The organism is Spiroplasma melliferum KC3 (assembly GCF_000236085.2).
Lineage (GTDB): Bacteria > Bacillota_I > Bacilli_A > Mycoplasmatales > Mycoplasmataceae > Spiroplasma > Spiroplasma melliferum.
In genome coordinates, this window is the sequence record NZ_AGBZ02000001.1 from 497,757 (window position 1) to 517,674 (window position 19,918).

Sequence of the window (19,918 nt, forward strand, 5' to 3'; positions counted from 1 at the left end):
ATTAAAGGAGATAATAATATTAAATGACAGTAAAAAATGCAATTAATTGACGGAAAACTGTTAAAAAATATAATAGTGAAAAAGTAATTAATTATGAAGATTTAACAGTAATACTTGAAGCAGGGCGCTTAGCACCTTGTTCATTAGGAATTGAAGTGACTAATGTTGTTAGTATTACAAATCAAGAATTAAAAAACAAATTTGCTGATGAAGCAATGCTCGGATGAAATCAAGAAAAAGTGAAAAATGCTAGTTGTATAATGCTTATTACGGGTATTAATCCATCTTATTTAGTTTCAACTGAATTTTTAACAAAACGACTAAAACGGGTTATTAATCAAGCAGATGAGTTAGAAAAGACAATTAAAAAATATCAAACTTTTTTACAACAAAAAGAACATCTTTTTGCATTTGTTTCAGAACAAGCCCATATTGTAACTAGTTTTATTACAATTCAAGCTGCTGATTTAAAAATAGGAACTACTATCATGGGTGGCTTTAATGCAAAAAAATGTGATGAATTATTAGCAAAACATTGTTCGTTTGATCAAGAAAAGCATCATACAGTTTTAGTTTTAGCCTTAGGATACTATGATGAAGATGATGATAAAGCAACAATGCCACGTGTTAGAATTGATTTTAATGAATTTGCAAAGATTATTAAATAATCTTTGTTTTTATTTAAATATGTGTTATCATTATTTACGTGCAAATAATATGCAGTCATATTATTAAAAGTGAGGTGAGTTATATGGCAAGAGAAGGAATCCATCCAAAATATTTTGATACTAAAATTATGTGTACAACTTGTGGAACAGAATACATGAGTGGTTCTACTAAAGGAGAAGAATTAAAAGTTGATACTTGTTCTTCATGCCATCCCTTCTATACAGGTAGTCAACAGTTTGCTAATGCAGCTGGACGTGTTGAACGATTTAAATCTAAATTTAATAAAAAAGAAGAGTTAGTAAAACAAGCAGAAAAAGCATCAAAAGCACAAAAAGAACTTAACAAAAAAACAGTTAAACCAAAATCTGATGACCAAAAAGCAGAATAATTGGTAAACCTTTATCTTTTCAAGATAAAGGTTTTTTTGATATTTTGTAATGTAATTTTATTAAATTAGAATAAATGTAAGTTTAACTTAACAATAACTATTTTTTATTATTTTTATTTGGGTATAATAAAATTAATTGGGAGCGTGATATTTTAATGGGATTGAAAATTAATAATTTAAAGTATAAACGATATAAAAAAGTTATTTTTAATGATTTAAATTTTAGTGTTAATAGTCAAGAAGTTTTGGGGGCTCATTTTGAAAATAAGTTTTCACAACTATATTTTTTAAAATTGTTATTGGGAAAGAAAAAACCACGTAGTGGAAAGATTTATTTAAACAATAGGAATATTACAACTTTACTACCAAAAGAACGAAAAATTGGTTATGTGTCACCAGGACCATTAAGATTAGCTTTTTTACCAACAAAATTACGTCTTGCTTATCATATTTTAAAAACTCCAAAGTTTTTACATGATAGTTCATTAAAATATAACAAAAATAAATATTTTTATAAAAATTTAGTTTTTATCGGTAATGATTTGAATAAACAAGATTTAATATTAAAAACAGATAAAATTATTAATGAATATTTTACTAATTCAATTCATATTAAAGAAGAATGAATAGAGACTTATTTAACTCAAATTAGTGAATTCCATAAAAAAGAAATTAGTAAAATTTTAGATGATGATAAAGATTCAATTTTAATTCAAAGTTTACATACTTATACATACAAAAGAGAAGAAATTCGTGTATATGAAGGTTATCTTGCATTTTTACAAGCTTTATGAGATAAAATCTATTATATTTCTGACTTAGATTATTTGTGTGATTGCTATGATATTGCTAAAAAAAGAAAACGTAAAGATAAAAGTTTTGGTTTTATTGGGGCAAAATTAGTTTGTGAAAAGTATTTAAAAATATTGCAGACTGAAATTACATATGAACGGTATCTATTAATTAAAGCACGAAAAGCATTAAAAAAATATCGTCTTAATGTTATAAAAAAGGATGGCAAACATAAGAGTGTTATTAAAGGAATTTTAAATAAAAGTAATTCTACAAATATAATTACTTGAACAAAATTATCAGAAGATCAATGATTTAACTATAATCAAAAACAAGAACAATTAATTGCAAATTTATTACCAGATGAAGCAACAATTATCAAAGGAAAAGTTTTAGAATATTTTCATAAATATCATTTAGAATTATTAAATAATACATTACAAACTCAAGAAAAAGATAATTCACTTGCCATTGAAGAAGCAAATGAAAAAGTTGTGACAGTTTATAATCAAGCTTTTGAAGAAGTTAAAAAATTAATGAGTAGTTTAAATATTAAAATGAATTGATTTAAACTTACTAAAAACTTAAGTAGTTTTGATCATACTAAAATCAGATTAATTAATGCCATTTTAAGTAAGAAAGAATTAATTATTTTACATAATACTTTTGACAATTTAACTCATAATGAAGCAAATGAATTAAATGAAATTTTACTTAGTTTAAAAAACTATAATCCGCAGTTAACTTTTTTAGTTTTAACAAAGAATATTGAAAATATTAAAAATTATGTTACAAAATTATTATTTTTTGATAAGGATAATAATTACAAATTAATGTCAAAAAATCATGCTGAATTTTTACCTAACACAATTAATTTATATCAAATAATGTATAATAGTTCAGAAAACATTTTTAGTATGAAATATTCTGCAGCAGAAAATGTTTTAGAAAATGAGCAAATTAAAATTAAATTACCTAAAGGAACTAAATTAATTGATCAAAAAGAATATTTTTTAGCAATTAATCCAAATTTAATTTCATTTCAGAAGACAAAAGAATTTAACAAAGACTTACATTTAGCATATAAAGGACATGTTAAGTCGATTAAAAAAGTTGTTAAATCAATTGTTTGTTTTTTTGAAGTTAATAATGATGTTATTTTTAAAATTTTAGTATCAGAAAAAGAACTAAATTTAAAAAAAACAACGACAATATATTTTGAAAAGAATGCATTATTAGTTTATGATAAAGTTAACAGTAACTTAGTTGCTAACATATAAGTGAGGAAAACAAATGCAAGATTTAAAAGGGCTTATTTTACAAAAAATTAAAGATTATAAAACAATTATTTGTTTACGCCATATTTCACCAGATGGTGATGCATATGGTTCAGCATTTGGATTAGCACAATTCATTAAAGATAATTTTCCAAATAAGAGAGTATTAGTTGATGGTGCAACAAATGATTTTTTAGCTTTCTTAGCAACACCTGATCTTGTGCAAGTAGAAGATTATCAAGATGCATTAGTAATCGTAACTGATACAGCGAACATTGAACGAATTGATAGTAAATATTGGCAGCAAGCAAAAGAAATTATTAAAATTGATCATCATCCTAATGTTACACCATTTGGTGATATACAATGAATTGATGAAACTAAAATTGCGGTTTCAGAAATGATTGCTGAATTGGTTTTAACATCAAAATTAACGGTAACGCCAGAAGCAGCTAGATTAATTTTTACTGGAATTGTAACAGATTCAAATCGTTTTATGTATAGTAAAACTTGCCAAAATACTTTTATGTTAGCAGGGCAATTAGTTGCTACAGGTTTTGATTTGCAATCAATTTATCAGAATTTATATGAAGAATCATGAGTCAATGTGCGCTTTAAAAATTATTTGTTATCGCAAGTAGTTATTTATAATAAAGAAATTAGTTATGTTAAGATAACTGATGAAATGTTAAAAGAGCATAAAATGAGTTATGAAACTGTTAAACCATGAGTCAATATTATGAGTAATATTAAAGAATTTAAAATTTGAATGTGAGCAATTGAAAATAAAGCAGAGGGTTATATAAATCTTAGCATTCGTAGTAATACTTATATTGTTAATAAGGTAGCAGAAAAGTATTGTGGTGGTGGTCATCAGTTAGCAAGCGGGGCGAAAATTTATCAGTGAGAAGATTTAGAACAAGTTTTAAAAGACTTAAGTTTTGTAATTAAAAATAACATTAAATATATGGGAGGTTAAGAATGTATTTTTTAAATAGTAAAGCTCAAATAGGATGAATAGAAGTTATCACTGGTTGTATGTTTGCTGGAAAAACTGAGGAGTTTATTCGTCGTTTAGTTCGCCTAAGTTATGCTAAATTTGAAATTCAAGTTTTTAAACCAACAATTGATAATCGTTATAGTGAAAACCAAGTTGTTAGTCATAGTAAAAAAGCAGTTGAAGCAATATCAGTTAAGGATTCTGATGAGTTATTAGCAAACCTTAAAACAACAACAAATGTTGTTGGGATTGATGAAGTACAATTTTTTGATAATAATATTGTTAAAATTGCTGATTCTTTGGCAGATAAAGGAATTATTGTTATTGTTAATGGTTTAGATAAAGATTTTCGAGGCGAAGCTTTTACTAATATTGAGCAATTAATGACACGAGCAGAAGAGGTTAAAAAATTACATGCAATTTGTGTTAAATGTGGAAATTTAGCAAATAGAACACAACGTTTAATTAATGGGAAACCAGCTAATTATTATGATCCAATTGTTTTAATTGGTGAAAAGGATAAATATGAAGCTCGTTGTCGTCATTGTCATGAAGTAACATATTAATTTAGGAGGAAAAAAATGTTAACAAAAAATGGATTAAATGCTGAAGCTTATTTTGTTATAAATAATAAGCCAAAAAATGTAAAAAAAATTAAAGGTCATTTTGTTGAAAACTTGCCAATTAATTCTAAGATTATTATTTTAGAAGATTTATTAATTAAAGAAAATGACAATGTGATTGTTAATGGTAATGTTTTTAAAATTAGTCAAAAAATTATTAATAAACATCCCATTAAGAAAACATTTGAAAGTTGTGAATATCGATTAACTTTAGTTGACCAATTAAAAAATTTGCCAAAATTTCAAACATTAATTTCAAATCAATAAAAAATCATTAATTATTATGATTTTTTTTATTATAATGAATTAAATTAATCATTATTATTTAAAATATATTATAATTGTTAAGTGTCTAAAAAAGAGGTGAAGCAAATGAATCAAAAAACAATTGAACGATTAGAAACGATGTTAAAGCGGTGAAATTTAATTAATGAAGAATTAACGAAACCAGAAATAGTTAATGATGTAAAAAAATTAACTAGTTTAGCAAAAGAACAAGCACAATTAGAGGAAACCGTTGCTTTATACTTAAATTATAAAAATGTTTTAAATAATATTAATGAAGCAAAATTAATTTTAGAGACAGAAAAAGATTATGAATTAATTGAATTAGCAAAAGAAGAATTAAAAACTTCGGAAATAAGAAAAGAACAACTTGCAGCAGAATTAAAGGTAATATTATTACCAAAAGATCCTAATGATGATAAAAATGTTATTTTTGAAATTCGTGGAGCAGCGGGTGGTGATGAAGGAAATATTTTTGCTGGTGATTTATATCGAATGTATATAAAATATGCAGAGCAACAACATTGAAAAGTAGAATTAATTGAAGCAAATGAATCAGAAGCAGGAGGTTTTTCTACAATTTCGTTTATGGTTAAAGGAGATCGTGTTTATTCAAAAATGAAATTTGAATCAGGGGCACATCGTGTTCAACGAATTCCAAAAACAGAAAGTAAAGGTCGAGTACATACATCAACTGCAACCGTTGCTGTTTTACCAGAAATTGAAGAAGTTGATTTTGAAATTAAAACTGCTGATTTAAAAATTGATACTTACCGTGCTTCAGGAGCAGGGGGACAACATGTTAATACAACTGATTCAGCTGTTCGAATTACGCATTTACCAACGGGGGTTGTTGTAACTTCCCAAGATGGTCGTAGTCAACATGATAATAAAGCATTAGCAATGCAACATTTACGAAGTAAGTTATATGAAGAACAACAACGTAAAATTAATGAAGAACGTGGAACATTAAGAAAAGATGCAGTAGGAACAGGTGACCGGAGCGAAAAGATTCGAACATATAATTATCCTCAGAATCGGGTTACCGATCATCTTATTAATTTAACACTACAAAAATTAGACCAAATTATGGAAGGTAATTTAGACGAAATTGTAGTAGCATTAATTAATGAAGAACAGAGATTGAAAATGGAAGGAAACTAATGACAGTTAATGAATTAATTCAAAAGTCAGAAGATTATTTGAAAGACTCAAATAATGCTAATTATCTTGCCGATATTAAAATTTTAATAGCATTTTTTATGAAAACTTCGTTAGCAAAATTATATGCAATTCAAAATGATAAAATTAACTTTAAGATTGATGATTATTGACAACAGTTGATTGCGTATCGTAATGGAAAACCAATTCAGCATATTACTAATTTACAAAATTTTTATGGATATGATTTTTATGTTGATTATAATGTTTTAATTCCCCGTTATGAAACAGAAGAATTAGTTGATAATATTAATATTATAATTGATGAAATGTTTCTTAATAATTGTAATAAACGATTAACTTTAATTGACATTGGAACTGGGAGTGGAGCAATTGCAACTAGTTTAGGCTTAGAAAATCCAAATCTAACAATTTATGCTAGTGATATTTCAATTGAAGCATTAAAAGTAGCAAAAAGAAATATTAAGCAGTTAAATTGCAAAAATGTTAAATTATTGGAAGGTGATATGCTAGAACCATTTATTAAAAATAAGATTAAAGCTGATCTTCTAGTTTGTAATCCACCTTATATTCCAAATAATCAAAAGATTAGTCATCGTGTTAAAAATTATGAACCGCATGTTGCTTTATTTGGTGATGCTGATGGCCTGTATTTTTATCGAGAAATTTTTCAAAATTGACAGAAAGTTGTTAAAAAAAATGGTATTTTATGTTTTGAACATGGTTATGACCAAAAAAAAGATTTAGAAAAATTAGTAAAGGAATATTTTCCGAATCAGAAATATTATTTTCAAAAAGATATAAATAAAAAATGACGAATGTTATTTATTAATATTTTGTAGTAAAATAAAAGAAACTTAAGTGTGAGGTGCAGATATGGAAGATAAACTTAAAAATATTAAAAGAACTCGCATTATTAGTATTGCTTTTTTACTAGTTTTATTTATCATGGTCCCATATTTTACTTTTATGTATGTATCACATAGTGATCAACTTTTAAAAAAATACTTTCATTTTATTGCAACAGTACCTAAGGATGTTTTAGCAACATTTACAACACCTGATTTACCAAATGAGTTTTTAATCTTTGGTTTGCCATATATTGCGTTAGGAACATTAGCAGGTGCCATTATTAGTAGTGTTTTTTACATGCATCACCAAAAACGAACAATTAATTTTAATAATAGAATGTTGCTAATTGGAACAGTTTTTATTATCTCTTTTTTATTTAGTGCTTGTTTATTATTTTCACTTGCAGAATATTATTATGATTTATTTACAGAGTGATGTCGTTCTTTAAGAGGCGGTTATACTGGGCCTGAGTTTGTTAAAAATATTCAAGATATGATTCATCCAGATATTCCAAATCGAGAAGCAATTGTTAACGCATTAATTAACTTAGCTACGGGACCTGGAACAAACAATAAGTATCCATTAACTTGAATTGGTCTTAATGCTATTTGATGAATTACAGGATTACAGATGATTTTTATTATTTTTATTATGTTAAAAGTTGGTTTTAAATTAGAATGATTATTAAATGATAATATTAATCTAACTAAAAAAGAAGAATTATTTGTTTTAAAAGATACATTTAATCAAAGCCGTCTTAAAAAGTTTATTAGTTTATATTTAATTCCAAATGAATTTAATATTTCACTATGAGTCGTTTTTTTTTCAAGTATAGTTTTTATTCCACAATTTGTTTATACAATTATTATTGGCAGTAGTTTTACTGATGCAAACCGATTTTTTTTATTTTCTTATTTCTATCCGCAATTAACAATTAACGCTATTATTCCAGATACAAGTAGTATTTTGGATAAGCCAAATATTGATTATTTTAATATGACAATGAATATGCCAGGGTCAGGAATTTTTATTAGTGTTGTGCCAATTATTTCTTCTGCTTTAATTATTTCAATGTTATTTGCTTTTACTTTTGTGATGTTGAAAAAACCAAATTTAACTAAAAAGGGTTTTATTAGTTTTTATGTTAGTTTTTTAATTGTAACTGGAACTTCACTAGTAATGTTTCTGGTTTCTCAATATGAATTAACAAAAGCAGTTGATTATTGAAACAGTCAAAGCGAGAATTTTAAAGAAACGGTAATGAAACCACTTTTTAAAACAACACATTTGGATTACTTTTGATTACAAGGAAATGAATTATTAGCAAGTGGTATTTTATTATCTGCTTTCATTACTGTTTTATCAATTATTGCTCTTTCACATATTTCAAAAATTAAAAGTAATCATATTAGCAATGAACAAATTAAATCAAATTCAAAAGGTTAATAAGAAAGGAGGCTAATTATATATGAAAGTATATACTGTAAAAGATCGCAAAGAAATTATTGCTAGTTATTTAGCAGAAAAAGTGATTATTGTTCCAACAGATACTATTTATGGAATGACATGTATTATTAGTTCACCAGTAGCAAAAGCAAGAATTTTTAAAGTTAAAGGTCGATCAGAAAAAATGTATTTATCAGTTATTGTTAGTTCAGTTCGAATGGCAAAGAATTTTATTGACTTGCCGCGTGAAGATTTAAAACTTTTTAAAAAGAATGAAACTATTACTATAATAGGTAACATAAAAGATGATATTAATAAGCTTTATAACATTACAGAAGATAATACAATTGGGATTAGAATTACAAAGTCAAAATGATTAAAAAAAATTATTAATAAGGTTGGACCAATTTATGGGACAAGTGTAAATATTAGCGGTCAGAATTATGCTAAAGAATTTAATGATCTTCAAAAATTTAATGTTGATATTATTGTTGACGCTGGTTATTTAGATAATCGTCCTTCAAAGATTTATAATTCTTTAACGAAAGAATTTATTAGATAAGGAGATAAAAAATGGCAAAAAAAATAAATAAAAAAAAATGATCATGATATCGAATTGTTAATCTTGTTGTTTTATGTATTTTAATCTTGTTAACATGTATTTTTACTGTTTTATTTGTTATCAATCATGAAAAGTATACGGTTGCTTTTTTAATTACAATTTTATTTTTAGGTGTTTGAGTTATTGGCTACTTTATGGGGCATTTCCTTTTTATGAATAAAGATAATCTTTGAATTGGGGCAAGAAAACTAATGAGGGACTATCGTAAAAAAGATGATGATGGTAGCAATCCACCATCAGAAAGCAAAGAAGAAAGAATTAAACGATTAGAACAAGAACTTGCTGATTTAAAGAAAGAACGCAATGGTTAATTTTAGAAAAGGATAATATCATACCAAATTGCATTTCATAATGCAATTTTTTTTATAAGTTTTTTTTGGAAATATGATATAATTTAACTATAAAGAAATGAGGCAGGAGGACTACACGATGTACATCAATCCATTCGAAAGAATGAAAAATTTAAAATTAAATACTGATGAAACAAATACAATAAATATGAAAAGCAATGATCGAAACATAAATTTATTACAAGGCAACAATGAAGATGGGGAACTAACAGGAGATTCTCTAAAGAATAATAATCATAATATTAAAACTAATGAACTTAAGATTGATGGAATTACATTATCAAGTTTTGAAATTATTCGTGATTTAATGAAAATATTTAAAGAAAAAAATAACGAAATGCAGTTTTTCTTAGCAGTTATGGACAAAGGAAATTGTGATTCAATGTCTGAAATTGCTACTTCATTTTTTTCAATGCCGCTTGTTAATATTGATTTATTACGTATTGAGTTATATGCTTCACCATTTTTATTTCTACTTAAAAAAATTATTAAAGGACTACCGAAAGTTAATTTAGAAGATAAAAAAGTTTTATGAGATCGTGTTAAACTATTTGCACGAACTTTAAAACAAAGTGAATCGTTAGAACAAGTTAATGATTCGAATTCAATTGTAATTGTTAATGAGTTAGAATTTGATGATCCATTAGAATATATTAGAAGAGAATTTGAAGAAATTCTACGTGCTTATGACATTACAGAAAATATTGTAGTAATTTTTAATAATATTGATTTAGTGGGATATGTCAAATTTAAACAAATATTTAGTCTAGTACAAGCTATTTTTAAAGGAATTTTACAGTTTAAATTTATTGCTGGATTAAATCCACTTTTAATTGAAACTTATGTTAAACAAATGTATGGCAATTATGCAACAGACCAATTGGTTGCGCATGAAGTTAGTGTTTATAACAAACGATATATTATTAAAAATGAGGATGATAATGTCGTTACTAAAGAACCAACAAAAGAAGCAGTTGATTCTTATCATCCAATGTCAGATTTTGCTTCTGTTTCTGTTGAAACAGAAGATGAGGATGATGAAACGATTGGCTTTGATTATTGAGCTATGCGCGGTGGAAAGTAAATAGAGGAGGATAATTAAAATGTTTGTGTTTTTAGTAACATTAGGGTGAAGCCTAATGATAATTGGAGCGATAGTTCAAATTTTTATTGCTATTTTAAACCTTTTGGTAATTCAATCTGTTGCGCTTCCATCAATTTTAAATTCAATGAATGATATTTTCCAAAAATCAATTTTTAAACAAGAACAAATTTTAAGTTATTTAACAGGAGATATTTGAGGATATACAATTATTGCTTTAACAATTTTTGTTGCATTATTGGTTATTACATTAGTATCAGTTCAACTGCATCGTGTTAAAAAAGGGCAATTAATTGCAAAACCATATATTAAAATGATCTTTGTTACATTAATTATTGCAGCACTAATTTATGGGAAAGTAGCAGTATTAATATTAGCAGCATTAATGTTTATTGGTTTATTATTCATTGAATCATCATTATTTGATGTTGAGTCTTTACAAAATTTTGTTGAAGAACGAAATATGATTGTTATTTACCACCAAGATAAAAAACTTGAAAGAGAGGTAAATAAAGAGGGAAAGTATCATGGAAGCGCAACTTTGGGAGTTGACGCGACTATCGCAGGGATCGGAGAAACCGAAAGAAATTTCAAAAACAATGATTACGTAAGAGAGGATGATAGTAAAAAATTATCTCATCAAAAATCAAATTCATTTTTTTCATCAAATGAATTAAATAATTTATTTAATTCTGATAAAAATGATGTTGATGAACATGAATTAGCAAATTTAATTAATGATATGACACAAACTATGACAAATCCACCAAAACCAGCGGTTTTTGAAACAAAATTAAATACAACGGAAACTAATTTAAAGCAAAACGAATCTAAAGAATTATCAAAACCACCAGTTGTTAATGAAGTTGAGCAACAGGAAACATCAAAATTGGAATTAGAACAATTAGAAGAGCAAAATTCATCAAATGATGATGACTCGCAAGGTGAAACAGTTGCGGAAATCCCTCTTCCATTCTTGGATACCAAATCAAATGATGATTATAAGTTCAATGCTGATATTAAAGGTTTTGTTGATAAAACGGCTGTAAACGAAAATAATGATTTTAATGAATCAGAAGATGAAAAACTAAATTTTTCTTTTTTAGATGATGAATTTTTAAATTCATCATGAGCAGCAGACAAAACAATGACAAGAAAAGAAAAGAGACTTTATAATAAATGAAGTGAAATGCAGCAACAGGCTCTTAATATCAAACAAATGGTAGAAGAAGAAGTAGAAATAGCAGAAGTAAAACCTAAATTTATTAAAAAGAAAGCTAAAATTTATAATGTCCTTGCTAAACAAGCAAATGGATTAGTAAAAAAATTGAAGTTAGGACCAGAGCATGAATTAAAATTAATGCGTATTGCTGAAATATTTAGTAATAATTCACAAGCCACAGTTGATTTTCTTAATGACCAAATTTTAGCAACAGATAGTAATGTAATTGATAATGTCTTGAATGACAACATTAATATTGATGAGAAGTTTAATGAATCATCAGAAAATATTAGTTTAGAAATTAATACTTTTAATAATGTTGTAGATAATGATAAAACAAAAAAAGAGATAGAAATTATGAACAACAATATTAAACTAGAAAACCAAGAAATACAACGTACAGGAATTATTTTTATTCCATCTGACCATAATATTGATAAATTAAAAGGAGAATTATTACCTGATATTAAAACATCAGATGATGAAGAATCAAAGACAGATAATGTTTCAGATAATTATGATTATCCTTTTGCTGAACTAGTAGGGTTAGATGATTCACAAGTCGAGCATAATGATGAAATTAATTCAGTTGTAAATGAAAATAATTATGATGATGAAATAAAACCTTCTGAAAACAATGACCTTTCAGAACTATCAGCTGAGCAACAGACAGAAGAACAACTAGAAAACAATTTGGCAGAGTTAGTTGAAGATGAAATAAAACCAGAACATGAGTTAAAAACTGATGCAATTAATTTAGAATTAACTCCTGATCCACTAGATACAGCAGAAGCAAACAATATGGCAACAGATATATTTAATATTCCAATGAATGAAAAAGAAAATACTATTTTAACAAAAACAGAAGATAGTACACTTGCAGAAATACTTACAACAAATGCTGAAGCAACAAATCAATTAGAAGTTAAGACAGATGAATCAAATGAAAATAAAGAAGAAACTCATCAAAGTCAATTATTGCATGATGTTGTCTCAAGTGAAATAAATGAAACGCTACAATTAGAAATTAAACCAATTTTAAAAGAAGAAGTGTCATATAGTTTAGATGAATTAGATGATAAAATTATGAATGGTGATTTTTCAAATTTGGATGATGAAGTAATTGAATACTTTAATCAGCAAAAACCAGAACCTATTAAAGAAACAGTGTTTGCAGAAGAACCAGCATTAAAGGAACAAGCACCACCATTACAACAAGTTATGCCAAATGATTTTGAATGTCGTTTTGAAAAAATTGAAGAATTAATTAAAGATTCAATTAACTTGCATACAGCACACACAAAAACATTAGGAGAAGTACAAGAGCACTTAAAAACTTTAACTTTAAAAGTAGAATCATTAGAAACAAAATCAGCTGATTTTGCAAAAAAAATTAAAGATGTTGAAACTAAAAAACATATTAAACATCATGATGTTGTACCGATTGATCAATTTTATCCTCAAATTAGTGATATTAATTTAGTATCAACACGTTATAATTTATATAATAAAAAAGGATATTCTAACACATATGGAGTTGCTAATTCTAGTGAAAGTTCATATGGCTTAGGTAATTATTATCGAACTAAAAATGGTAGTTCATCTCAAGAAGAAATAAGTGTAAATAATAATCAATTTGCTGACTATAATCACCTTAATTTACATAATATTTCCAAATATACTAAACAAGATATTCCTTTTGAAACAAATTGTCCATTTTGTAAAAAAAATAACAAATAAAAATTATTATTTTGTTGATTAACATTGTAAATAATTTTATTAAAAAAGTTAAATTTAGGTTAATTAAATTTAACTTTTTTTATTTAGAAAGTAGTTTTTCTTTTCATTCGTTTAAAAATATGTTAAAAATAAATTAGCAATGAGATATTGCATTGTTAGGGCATTAAACATAATAATTTAAGTATGAAAGGAAATATTCAATTGCCGAATAATAATTAATTAAAAAATATAATTTATTAATAATTAATAGTAAATGGGAGGAAATAAACAATGAGAAAATTGCTCAGTGTTTTTGTAGCAGCAACTTTGCTAAATGGTTCGAGTCTTTTTCTTGTTGCATGTGCCAAAAAATATTATTTCGATAGTAATATTTGAGTTATTACCGATGCTGGTATTGTGACCGATGCATCGTTTAATGAATCAGCATGAGATGGAGCAAGTAAATATGTTGTTTCACAAAAAGATAAAGAAATTTTACCATCAAAGTGAAAAACAAGTCGTTATCGAGCTAGTTATTATGAACCAGCAAGTCAAACACCATCTGACTTTAAAACAGCTTATTTAACAGCATATATTGCCGGAGCAAAAACATTAATTTTACCAGGTTTTGTTCATGGTAATACAATTGGATGAGGCGCTGAATTAGCTGATAATTTAATTTATATTGATGGAAGTAGTCAAAATATTCATTTAGGAATGGACCCCAAAAAACCCTTAGCAACAAATGTTGTTGGAATAAGTTATGAAGCTGAATCCTCTGGTTTTTTTGCGGGAATTGCAGCAGCATTATGATTAAATGCTAATCAAAGTAAATATCCTTCGGGTTTAAAAATATCTACATATGGTGGAATGGATAATCCTGGTGCTGTTTCAAATTATATGTGAGGTTTTTTAGTAGCTGCTGATGTTTTTAATACAATCATTAGTAACAACAATTTTCCAAACTTATTTAAAATTAGAGCAGATATTTTAGCACAAGTTCAAAAAATGAATCCAGCAATAACTGCTTTACAAAAAATTGAAAAAGTACAAAATGTTATAAAAAATAATGAATCATGATTTTCACAATCATTTGAAGTTGGACATGGGAAAGATATTTCAGATGAATTACTTTCTCGCAGAGCAAGCATTATTTTCCCTGTTGCAGGTCCACAAACCCAAGATACTATTGGCCGAATTAAATATAATAAATCACCAGCTAAAGTTATTGGTGTGGATACAGAACAATCTAAAATTTATGGAGAAGACATAATTGTAACAAGTGCTTTAAAAGAAATTGTAACTTCAACCCAAGAAGCTCTACAAAATATTTATTCGGATAAATGTGGTTATCAATCTAATAGTAATACTTGAGATAATAATAAAGTAACATCGGAATGTTGAATTAATACTGACCAATCATCAGTACAACATCCAACTTGAACAGGGATTGAAACAACAAAGTCAATTAATGAAAATACTGTTAACTTTATTCATAATAAAACTGATGATTTAACAAAGGATACAGCATTTGATAAGATCATTAAAGTATTACAAGATGTTTATTCACGAGGAATTGGTGATATCCCTCCTGTTGCAGCGAAAGTATTTACAACAACATTATTAAATACATATCAAAATAGTGATACATTGAAAGCTTATATTTTAGATGCAATTGAGGCTGCTTTGCAATAGAAGGAAAGGACATAATATATGAAAAATAATAATGAATATGTAATTGAAATGAATAATATTACTAAGGTTTTTGGTGATTTAATTGCAAATGATGATATTACCTTAAAAGTTAAAAAAGGTGAAATTCATGCTTTAATTGGAGAAAATGGAGCAGGAAAATCAACATTAATGAGTATTTTATTTGGTTTGTATGAACCAACAAAAGGAGAAATCCTTATTAATGGAAAACCAGAATATATTAATAATCCTATTAAAGCAAATCAATTAGGGATTGGTATGGTTCATCAACATTTTAAATTAGTTGATATTTTTACTGTACTTGATAACATTACGTTAGGATATGAACAGCTAAAAGGGAAAGTATTTTTAGATCGTTCAAAAGAAGCCCGTGATATTGCTCAAATTGCAATTAAATATAATTTGCAAGTTGATTTTGGTTCAAAAATTGCAAACATTTCAGTTGGAATGCAACAACGGGTTGAAATTTTAAAAATTTTGTACCGTGGAGCAGATATTTTAGTTTTTGATGAACCAACAGCTGTGCTAACCCCACAAGAAATTGAAGGTTTATTGAATATTATGCTAGATTTAAAAAAAGATGGGAAAACGATTATTTTTATCTCCCATAAATTAGATGAGGTGAAAAAAATTGCTGATCGAGCAACGGTTATTCGGCGTGGAAAAGTTGTTGAAACTTTTAATGTGCAAGATAAAAATGAAAAAGAAATTGCTGAAGCAATGGTTGGACGTAATTTAGTTGAAATTAAAAATTCAGGGCAAGCACCACAAGAAGATGTTTTATTAAGAATTGAAAACTTATCAGTGAAGAAAAAAGGTCTAACGCGTTTGATGGCTTTAGATGATTTTAATTTAACCGTTCATGCGGGAGAAATTGTTGCAATTGCTGGAGTAGAAGGAAATGGACAGACCGAATTAGTGAATGTCTTAACCGGATTAGAAAAAGGAACCTCGGGGGAAATAATTTTTAATGATATTAATGTAACCAAAAAAAGTATTTATGAGCGCTATCAAAATGGAATGTCCCATATTCCTGAGGATCGTCATAAATATGGCTTAATCTTAGAATTTAATGCAATTGATAATGTTGTTTTACAAAATATTAATCAAAAGCCATTTTCAAATTGTGGTTTATTAGATAAAGGAGCAATTCAGTTATATGCTCAACAAATTGTTAATAAATATGACGTGCGAGGTGCAAATTCTGGATTTGCTGTTACACGTAGTTTATCAGGAGGTAATCAGCAAAAATTAATTATTGGGCGAGAGTTATCACGGCAACATAATATTTTAGTTGTTGTCCAACCAACAAGAGGCTTAGATGTTGGGGCAATTGAATATATTCATAATAAAATTTTAGAAGAAAAAGCACAGGGGAAAGCAGTCTTATTAGTTTCATATGAATTAGAAGAAATTATGAGTTTAGCAGATCGCATTGTTGTTTTACATAATGGACGCATTACTGGTGAAGTTGCTGGCAATAAAGTTAAACGTGAGGAAATTGGTTTAATGATGGCAGGAAGATATCAAAAGAAAGGAATAAAAATTAATGCAAACACAAATTAAAAATTATGGGTGATTATTAAAACAAAAAACAAGAATTTTCTTTCGCTCAAATGAATTTAAAACTAAAATGAATTATTTTAAAGCATCTATTTGTGCAATTATTGCAGGAGTTCTTCTTAGTTTTATTATTATCGGTGCAAATGCATCAGATCCATTATTATTTTTTAGTTATGTTTTTCGGTTAGCTTTTCACCCATTATTAAAAGATTCAACATTAACTTATTGAGCAATTTATATTGTTGCAGGATTAGCTGTTGCGGTTGGTTTTAAAGCCGGACTATTTAATATCGGTGTTCCTGGTCAAATGTTATTAGCGGGTAGTATGACGATTGTTTTAGGTTTAAAAAACCCAGCAATTAGTCAAGGTGCTGGTGTAATTGGAGCATTATTTATTTCAATTATTGCTGGTGCAGCGTTAGCAACAATTGCAGGAGCATTAAAAGCTTATTTTAATATTCATGAAGTTGTTTCAACAATTATGCTAAATTGAATTGTTTGATATGTTATGAAATGAATGTTTATGAATCCAGCGCATGGGATGTGAAATTCAAATCAAAATTCAACAATTGATATTGTGACAACAGCCCCAAATTTTAATTTAGTATTGAATGGACAACTGTGAATTATTCCGTTTATTATTGCAATGTTACTATTAGGAATAATTGTTTTTATTATGAATTATACTGTTTTAGGGTTTCGAATTAAAGCAGTTGGAAAATCAAAAAATGCTTCTTTATATGCTGGAACAAATGTCAAAGCATATACTATTGTTTCAATGGCACTATCAGGTGCTTTAGCGGGCGTTTTAGGAATGTTATATTATATGACGCAATCAACAGTATTACAATTTACAACAGATGCATTACCAGTTGTTGGATTTGATGCAATTGCTGTTGCATTAGTTGCTTTTACAAATGGGTTTGCTATTTTACCAATTGCTTTACTATGAGGAATTATTAAAACAGCTGCTTTGCAAGCAACGCAATTACCTGATTTTCAAATGTCAAAACAGATGGGTCAATTGATTTTTGGAATTATTATTTATATGACTGCAATTTCTACTTTATTTATTTATTTTAAACCAATCTTTTGATTGCGTCGTTGATGAAATATTCAACACAATGGAGAATGAAAGCAAGAATATAATAAATATCAAGCACAAATAAAGGATTATCAAAAACAAATTAAGAATACAAATAAAATGTATCGAATTAAAATGCAAGAATTAAAAAAACAAGGAACTAAAGAAGAAATTAAAGCATATCGGAATGAAATTAATGATCAATTGACTTTATATGCTGGAAAAATTACCACTTTAAAAACAGAAATTCGTTTTTTTGAAAATTTAAAATATAAAGAAGCAACAAAAATTGGACAACGTGGTCTTAAAACAAAATATAAATTAGCAACATTTATTGCCCTTGGCTCGGCATTAGATCATTTTGTACAAGTAAAAAATGAATATTTATTAAAAAAACAAGAAATTAGTTTTTTAAAAAATAATTATTATCAAGCAGTATGGAAAGTAAAAGGACAAGCAAAACAAGAATTATCACAGTTTTATAATTTGCCAAAAAAAGAATTGTATGCTAAATTAGCACATTTACAGTCACAATATGCTGACTTAGTGCTAAAGCAAGAGGAAGCTATTAAAAAATTGCGTGAAAGTTATTATCCTGTTTTTAATCAAATTCAACAAAAATATTTAAATGATTTTAAAACATTGCAAAAAAAAGAAGCAATGATTACTAAAAAATTAAATCAAGAAATTAAAGCATTAAAGCGTCAACAACGTCATGAAATGTATCAATTTAGAATAACAAATTATCAAAGCAAGAAAAAAATTAAACGGGAATTAAGAGTGATTAATCGTCAAATAAAAGGAGATGTTAAGGTTCAACAAGAAGTGGCACTGTTAAAACAAAATTTAAAACTGCAATTAAAAGAGATGAAACAACAATTTAATATTGAATATCAAGTTATGCGTAAAAAACATAAAACAAAGATGCCACAGTGAAAAAATGAATTAAATCAAAAATTAAAACATATTAGAAAAGTTGTTTCAGAAGATAATAAAATTTTAAAAGCAGAATATCATCGTCAAAATGCCACTTATCAAGTGCAAAAAGGAGGAAAAAAATAATGGAAGCAGTTTCACAATTATTTGCTAATGGGTCAGTTCTTTTTGCCGTATTATTAATTGCCGCAATGGCGGGTTTGTATTCAGAACGAGCAGGAGTTGTTAATATTGCTATTGACGGAATGATGATCGTTGGTGCGTTAGTCTATGCGTTGCTTGGAAAAGTATTATCACAATATGGTAATGGAATGCAGATTATTGCTTTATTAATTGCCGCAATTTGTGGTGGAACCTTTGCCTTATTACATGGTTTTGCTTCAATTACTTTAAAAGCACAACAAGTAATTTCTGGAACGGCGTTAAATTTATTAGCAACTGGAATTGGATTATTTTTTGTTAGTATTCCATCCTTAGCAGCTGGAAATATGATTAAAACAGGCTTTAGTACAATTGGGATTGATTCATATCAAATTATTAATATTTTCTTAATTATTGCAATTGCTTTAGCAGTTTTTACCTTTGTTTTCTTTAGATTTACAAAAACAGGTTTACGTTATGTTGGATGTGGTGAGAATCCTAATGCAGTTGATGCAGCGGGAATTAATGTAATTAAAACAAGATATAAGGCAGTTATTATTTCTGGATGTTTAGCAGGACTAGCAGGGGCAATGTTTACCCATTATGTTTCTGGACAATTTCGTGGTGATGTTCAAGGACAAGGATATATTGCTTTGGCAATTATGATTTTTGGACAATGAAGAATTCAATATATTACATTGGGAGCAGTTTTATTTAGTTTTTTAATTGCTTTAGCAGGAACATTATGACGTTTTGCTGGTTGAAATATTGCGGATCCATCAAATCAATTATTAAAAATTTTACCATTTGTCTTTGCATTAGTAACAATGGTCATTTTCTCGAAATATTCGAAAGTACCAAAAGCATCCGGAATCCCATTTGATAAATCATTACGATAAAAACAACCGATATTGGTTGTTTTTATTTACATTTTCTTATTTTTTTTTATAAT

17 protein-coding genes are annotated in these 19,918 nt (G+C 27.1%); all 17 read left to right on the forward strand.

Annotation, left to right across the window (positions count from 1 at the left end; genetic code table 4):
* Positions 1-23 precede the first annotated feature (23 nt).
* The 17 genes from SPM_RS02430 to SPM_RS02510 all read left to right on the forward strand — a co-directional run bounded on the left by SPM_RS02430 (position 24) and on the right by SPM_RS02510 (position 19,865).
* On the forward strand, positions 24-668 hold the full coding sequence (locus SPM_RS02430; protein WP_004028047.1) for a nitroreductase family protein: 645 nt from the start codon (positions 24-26) through the stop codon (positions 666-668).
* A gap of 83 nt (positions 669-751) precedes the next feature.
* A complete protein-coding gene (gene rpmE / locus SPM_RS06800; protein ID WP_004028048.1) occupies positions 752-1,057 on the forward strand; it encodes a 50S ribosomal protein L31 in 306 nt (101 codons plus the stop codon).
* A gap of 155 nt (positions 1,058-1,212) precedes the next feature.
* Complete coding sequence (locus SPM_RS02440; RefSeq protein WP_004028049.1) at positions 1,213-3,129, forward strand: hypothetical protein; 1,917 nt, start codon at positions 1,213-1,215, stop codon at positions 3,127-3,129.
* A 13-nt stretch (positions 3,130-3,142) separates the two neighbouring features.
* A complete protein-coding gene (locus SPM_RS02445; protein WP_004028050.1) occupies positions 3,143-4,105 on the forward strand; it encodes a DHH family phosphoesterase in 963 nt (320 codons plus the stop codon).
* 2 nt (positions 4,106-4,107) lie between these two features.
* Positions 4,108-4,692, forward strand: a complete 585-nt coding sequence (locus SPM_RS02450; RefSeq protein WP_004028051.1) for a thymidine kinase — start codon at positions 4,108-4,110, stop codon at positions 4,690-4,692.
* A gap of 15 nt (positions 4,693-4,707) precedes the next feature.
* Positions 4,708-5,016, forward strand: coding sequence for a hypothetical protein (locus SPM_RS02455; protein ID WP_004028052.1), 309 nt, complete (start codon positions 4,708-4,710; stop codon positions 5,014-5,016).
* 105 nt (positions 5,017-5,121) lie between these two features.
* Positions 5,122-6,198 (forward strand): peptide chain release factor 1, encoded by a 1,077-nt coding sequence (prfA, locus tag SPM_RS02460; RefSeq protein WP_004028053.1) that lies wholly within the window; start codon positions 5,122-5,124, stop codon positions 6,196-6,198.
* Complete coding sequence (gene prmC, locus SPM_RS02465; RefSeq protein WP_004028054.1) at positions 6,198-7,058, forward strand: peptide chain release factor N(5)-glutamine methyltransferase; 861 nt, start codon at positions 6,198-6,200, stop codon at positions 7,056-7,058. The genes prfA and prmC overlap by 1 nt, the downstream gene beginning before the upstream one ends.
* 34 nt (positions 7,059-7,092) lie before the next feature.
* Entirely contained in the window at positions 7,093-8,514 is a 1,422-nt protein-coding gene (locus tag SPM_RS02470; RefSeq protein WP_004028055.1) for a hypothetical protein, read from the forward strand.
* Positions 8,515-8,536: 22 nt separating this feature from the next.
* Positions 8,537-9,076, forward strand: a complete 540-nt coding sequence (locus SPM_RS02475) for an L-threonylcarbamoyladenylate synthase (protein ID WP_004028056.1) — start codon at positions 8,537-8,539, stop codon at positions 9,074-9,076.
* 11 nt (positions 9,077-9,087) lie between these two features.
* A complete protein-coding gene (locus SPM_RS02480) occupies positions 9,088-9,447 on the forward strand; it encodes a hypothetical protein (protein ID WP_004028057.1) in 360 nt (119 codons plus the stop codon).
* A gap of 118 nt (positions 9,448-9,565) precedes the next feature.
* A complete protein-coding gene (locus SPM_RS02485) occupies positions 9,566-10,570 on the forward strand; it encodes a hypothetical protein (protein WP_004028058.1) in 1,005 nt (334 codons plus the stop codon).
* Between the two features lie 19 nt (positions 10,571-10,589).
* On the forward strand, positions 10,590-13,550 hold the full coding sequence (locus SPM_RS02490; protein WP_004028059.1) for an ABC transporter permease: 2,961 nt from the start codon (positions 10,590-10,592) through the stop codon (positions 13,548-13,550).
* A 270-nt stretch (positions 13,551-13,820) separates the two neighbouring features.
* Positions 13,821-15,224: a type 1 periplasmic-binding domain-containing protein gene (locus tag SPM_RS02495; protein ID WP_004028060.1), complete on the forward strand. Its 1,404-nt coding sequence runs from the start codon at positions 13,821-13,823 to the stop codon at positions 15,222-15,224.
* A gap of 18 nt (positions 15,225-15,242) precedes the next feature.
* Positions 15,243-16,808, forward strand: a complete 1,566-nt coding sequence (locus tag SPM_RS02500) for an ABC transporter ATP-binding protein (protein ID WP_004028061.1) — start codon at positions 15,243-15,245, stop codon at positions 16,806-16,808.
* On the forward strand, positions 16,792-18,951 hold the full coding sequence (locus tag SPM_RS02505) for an ABC transporter permease subunit (protein ID WP_004028062.1): 2,160 nt from the start codon (positions 16,792-16,794) through the stop codon (positions 18,949-18,951). The genes SPM_RS02500 and SPM_RS02505 overlap by 17 nt, the downstream gene beginning before the upstream one ends.
* A complete protein-coding gene (locus tag SPM_RS02510; RefSeq protein ID WP_004028063.1) occupies positions 18,951-19,865 on the forward strand; it encodes an ABC transporter permease in 915 nt (304 codons plus the stop codon). Before SPM_RS02505 ends, SPM_RS02510 begins: the two co-directional genes overlap by 1 nt.
* Positions 19,866-19,918 lie beyond the last annotated feature (53 nt).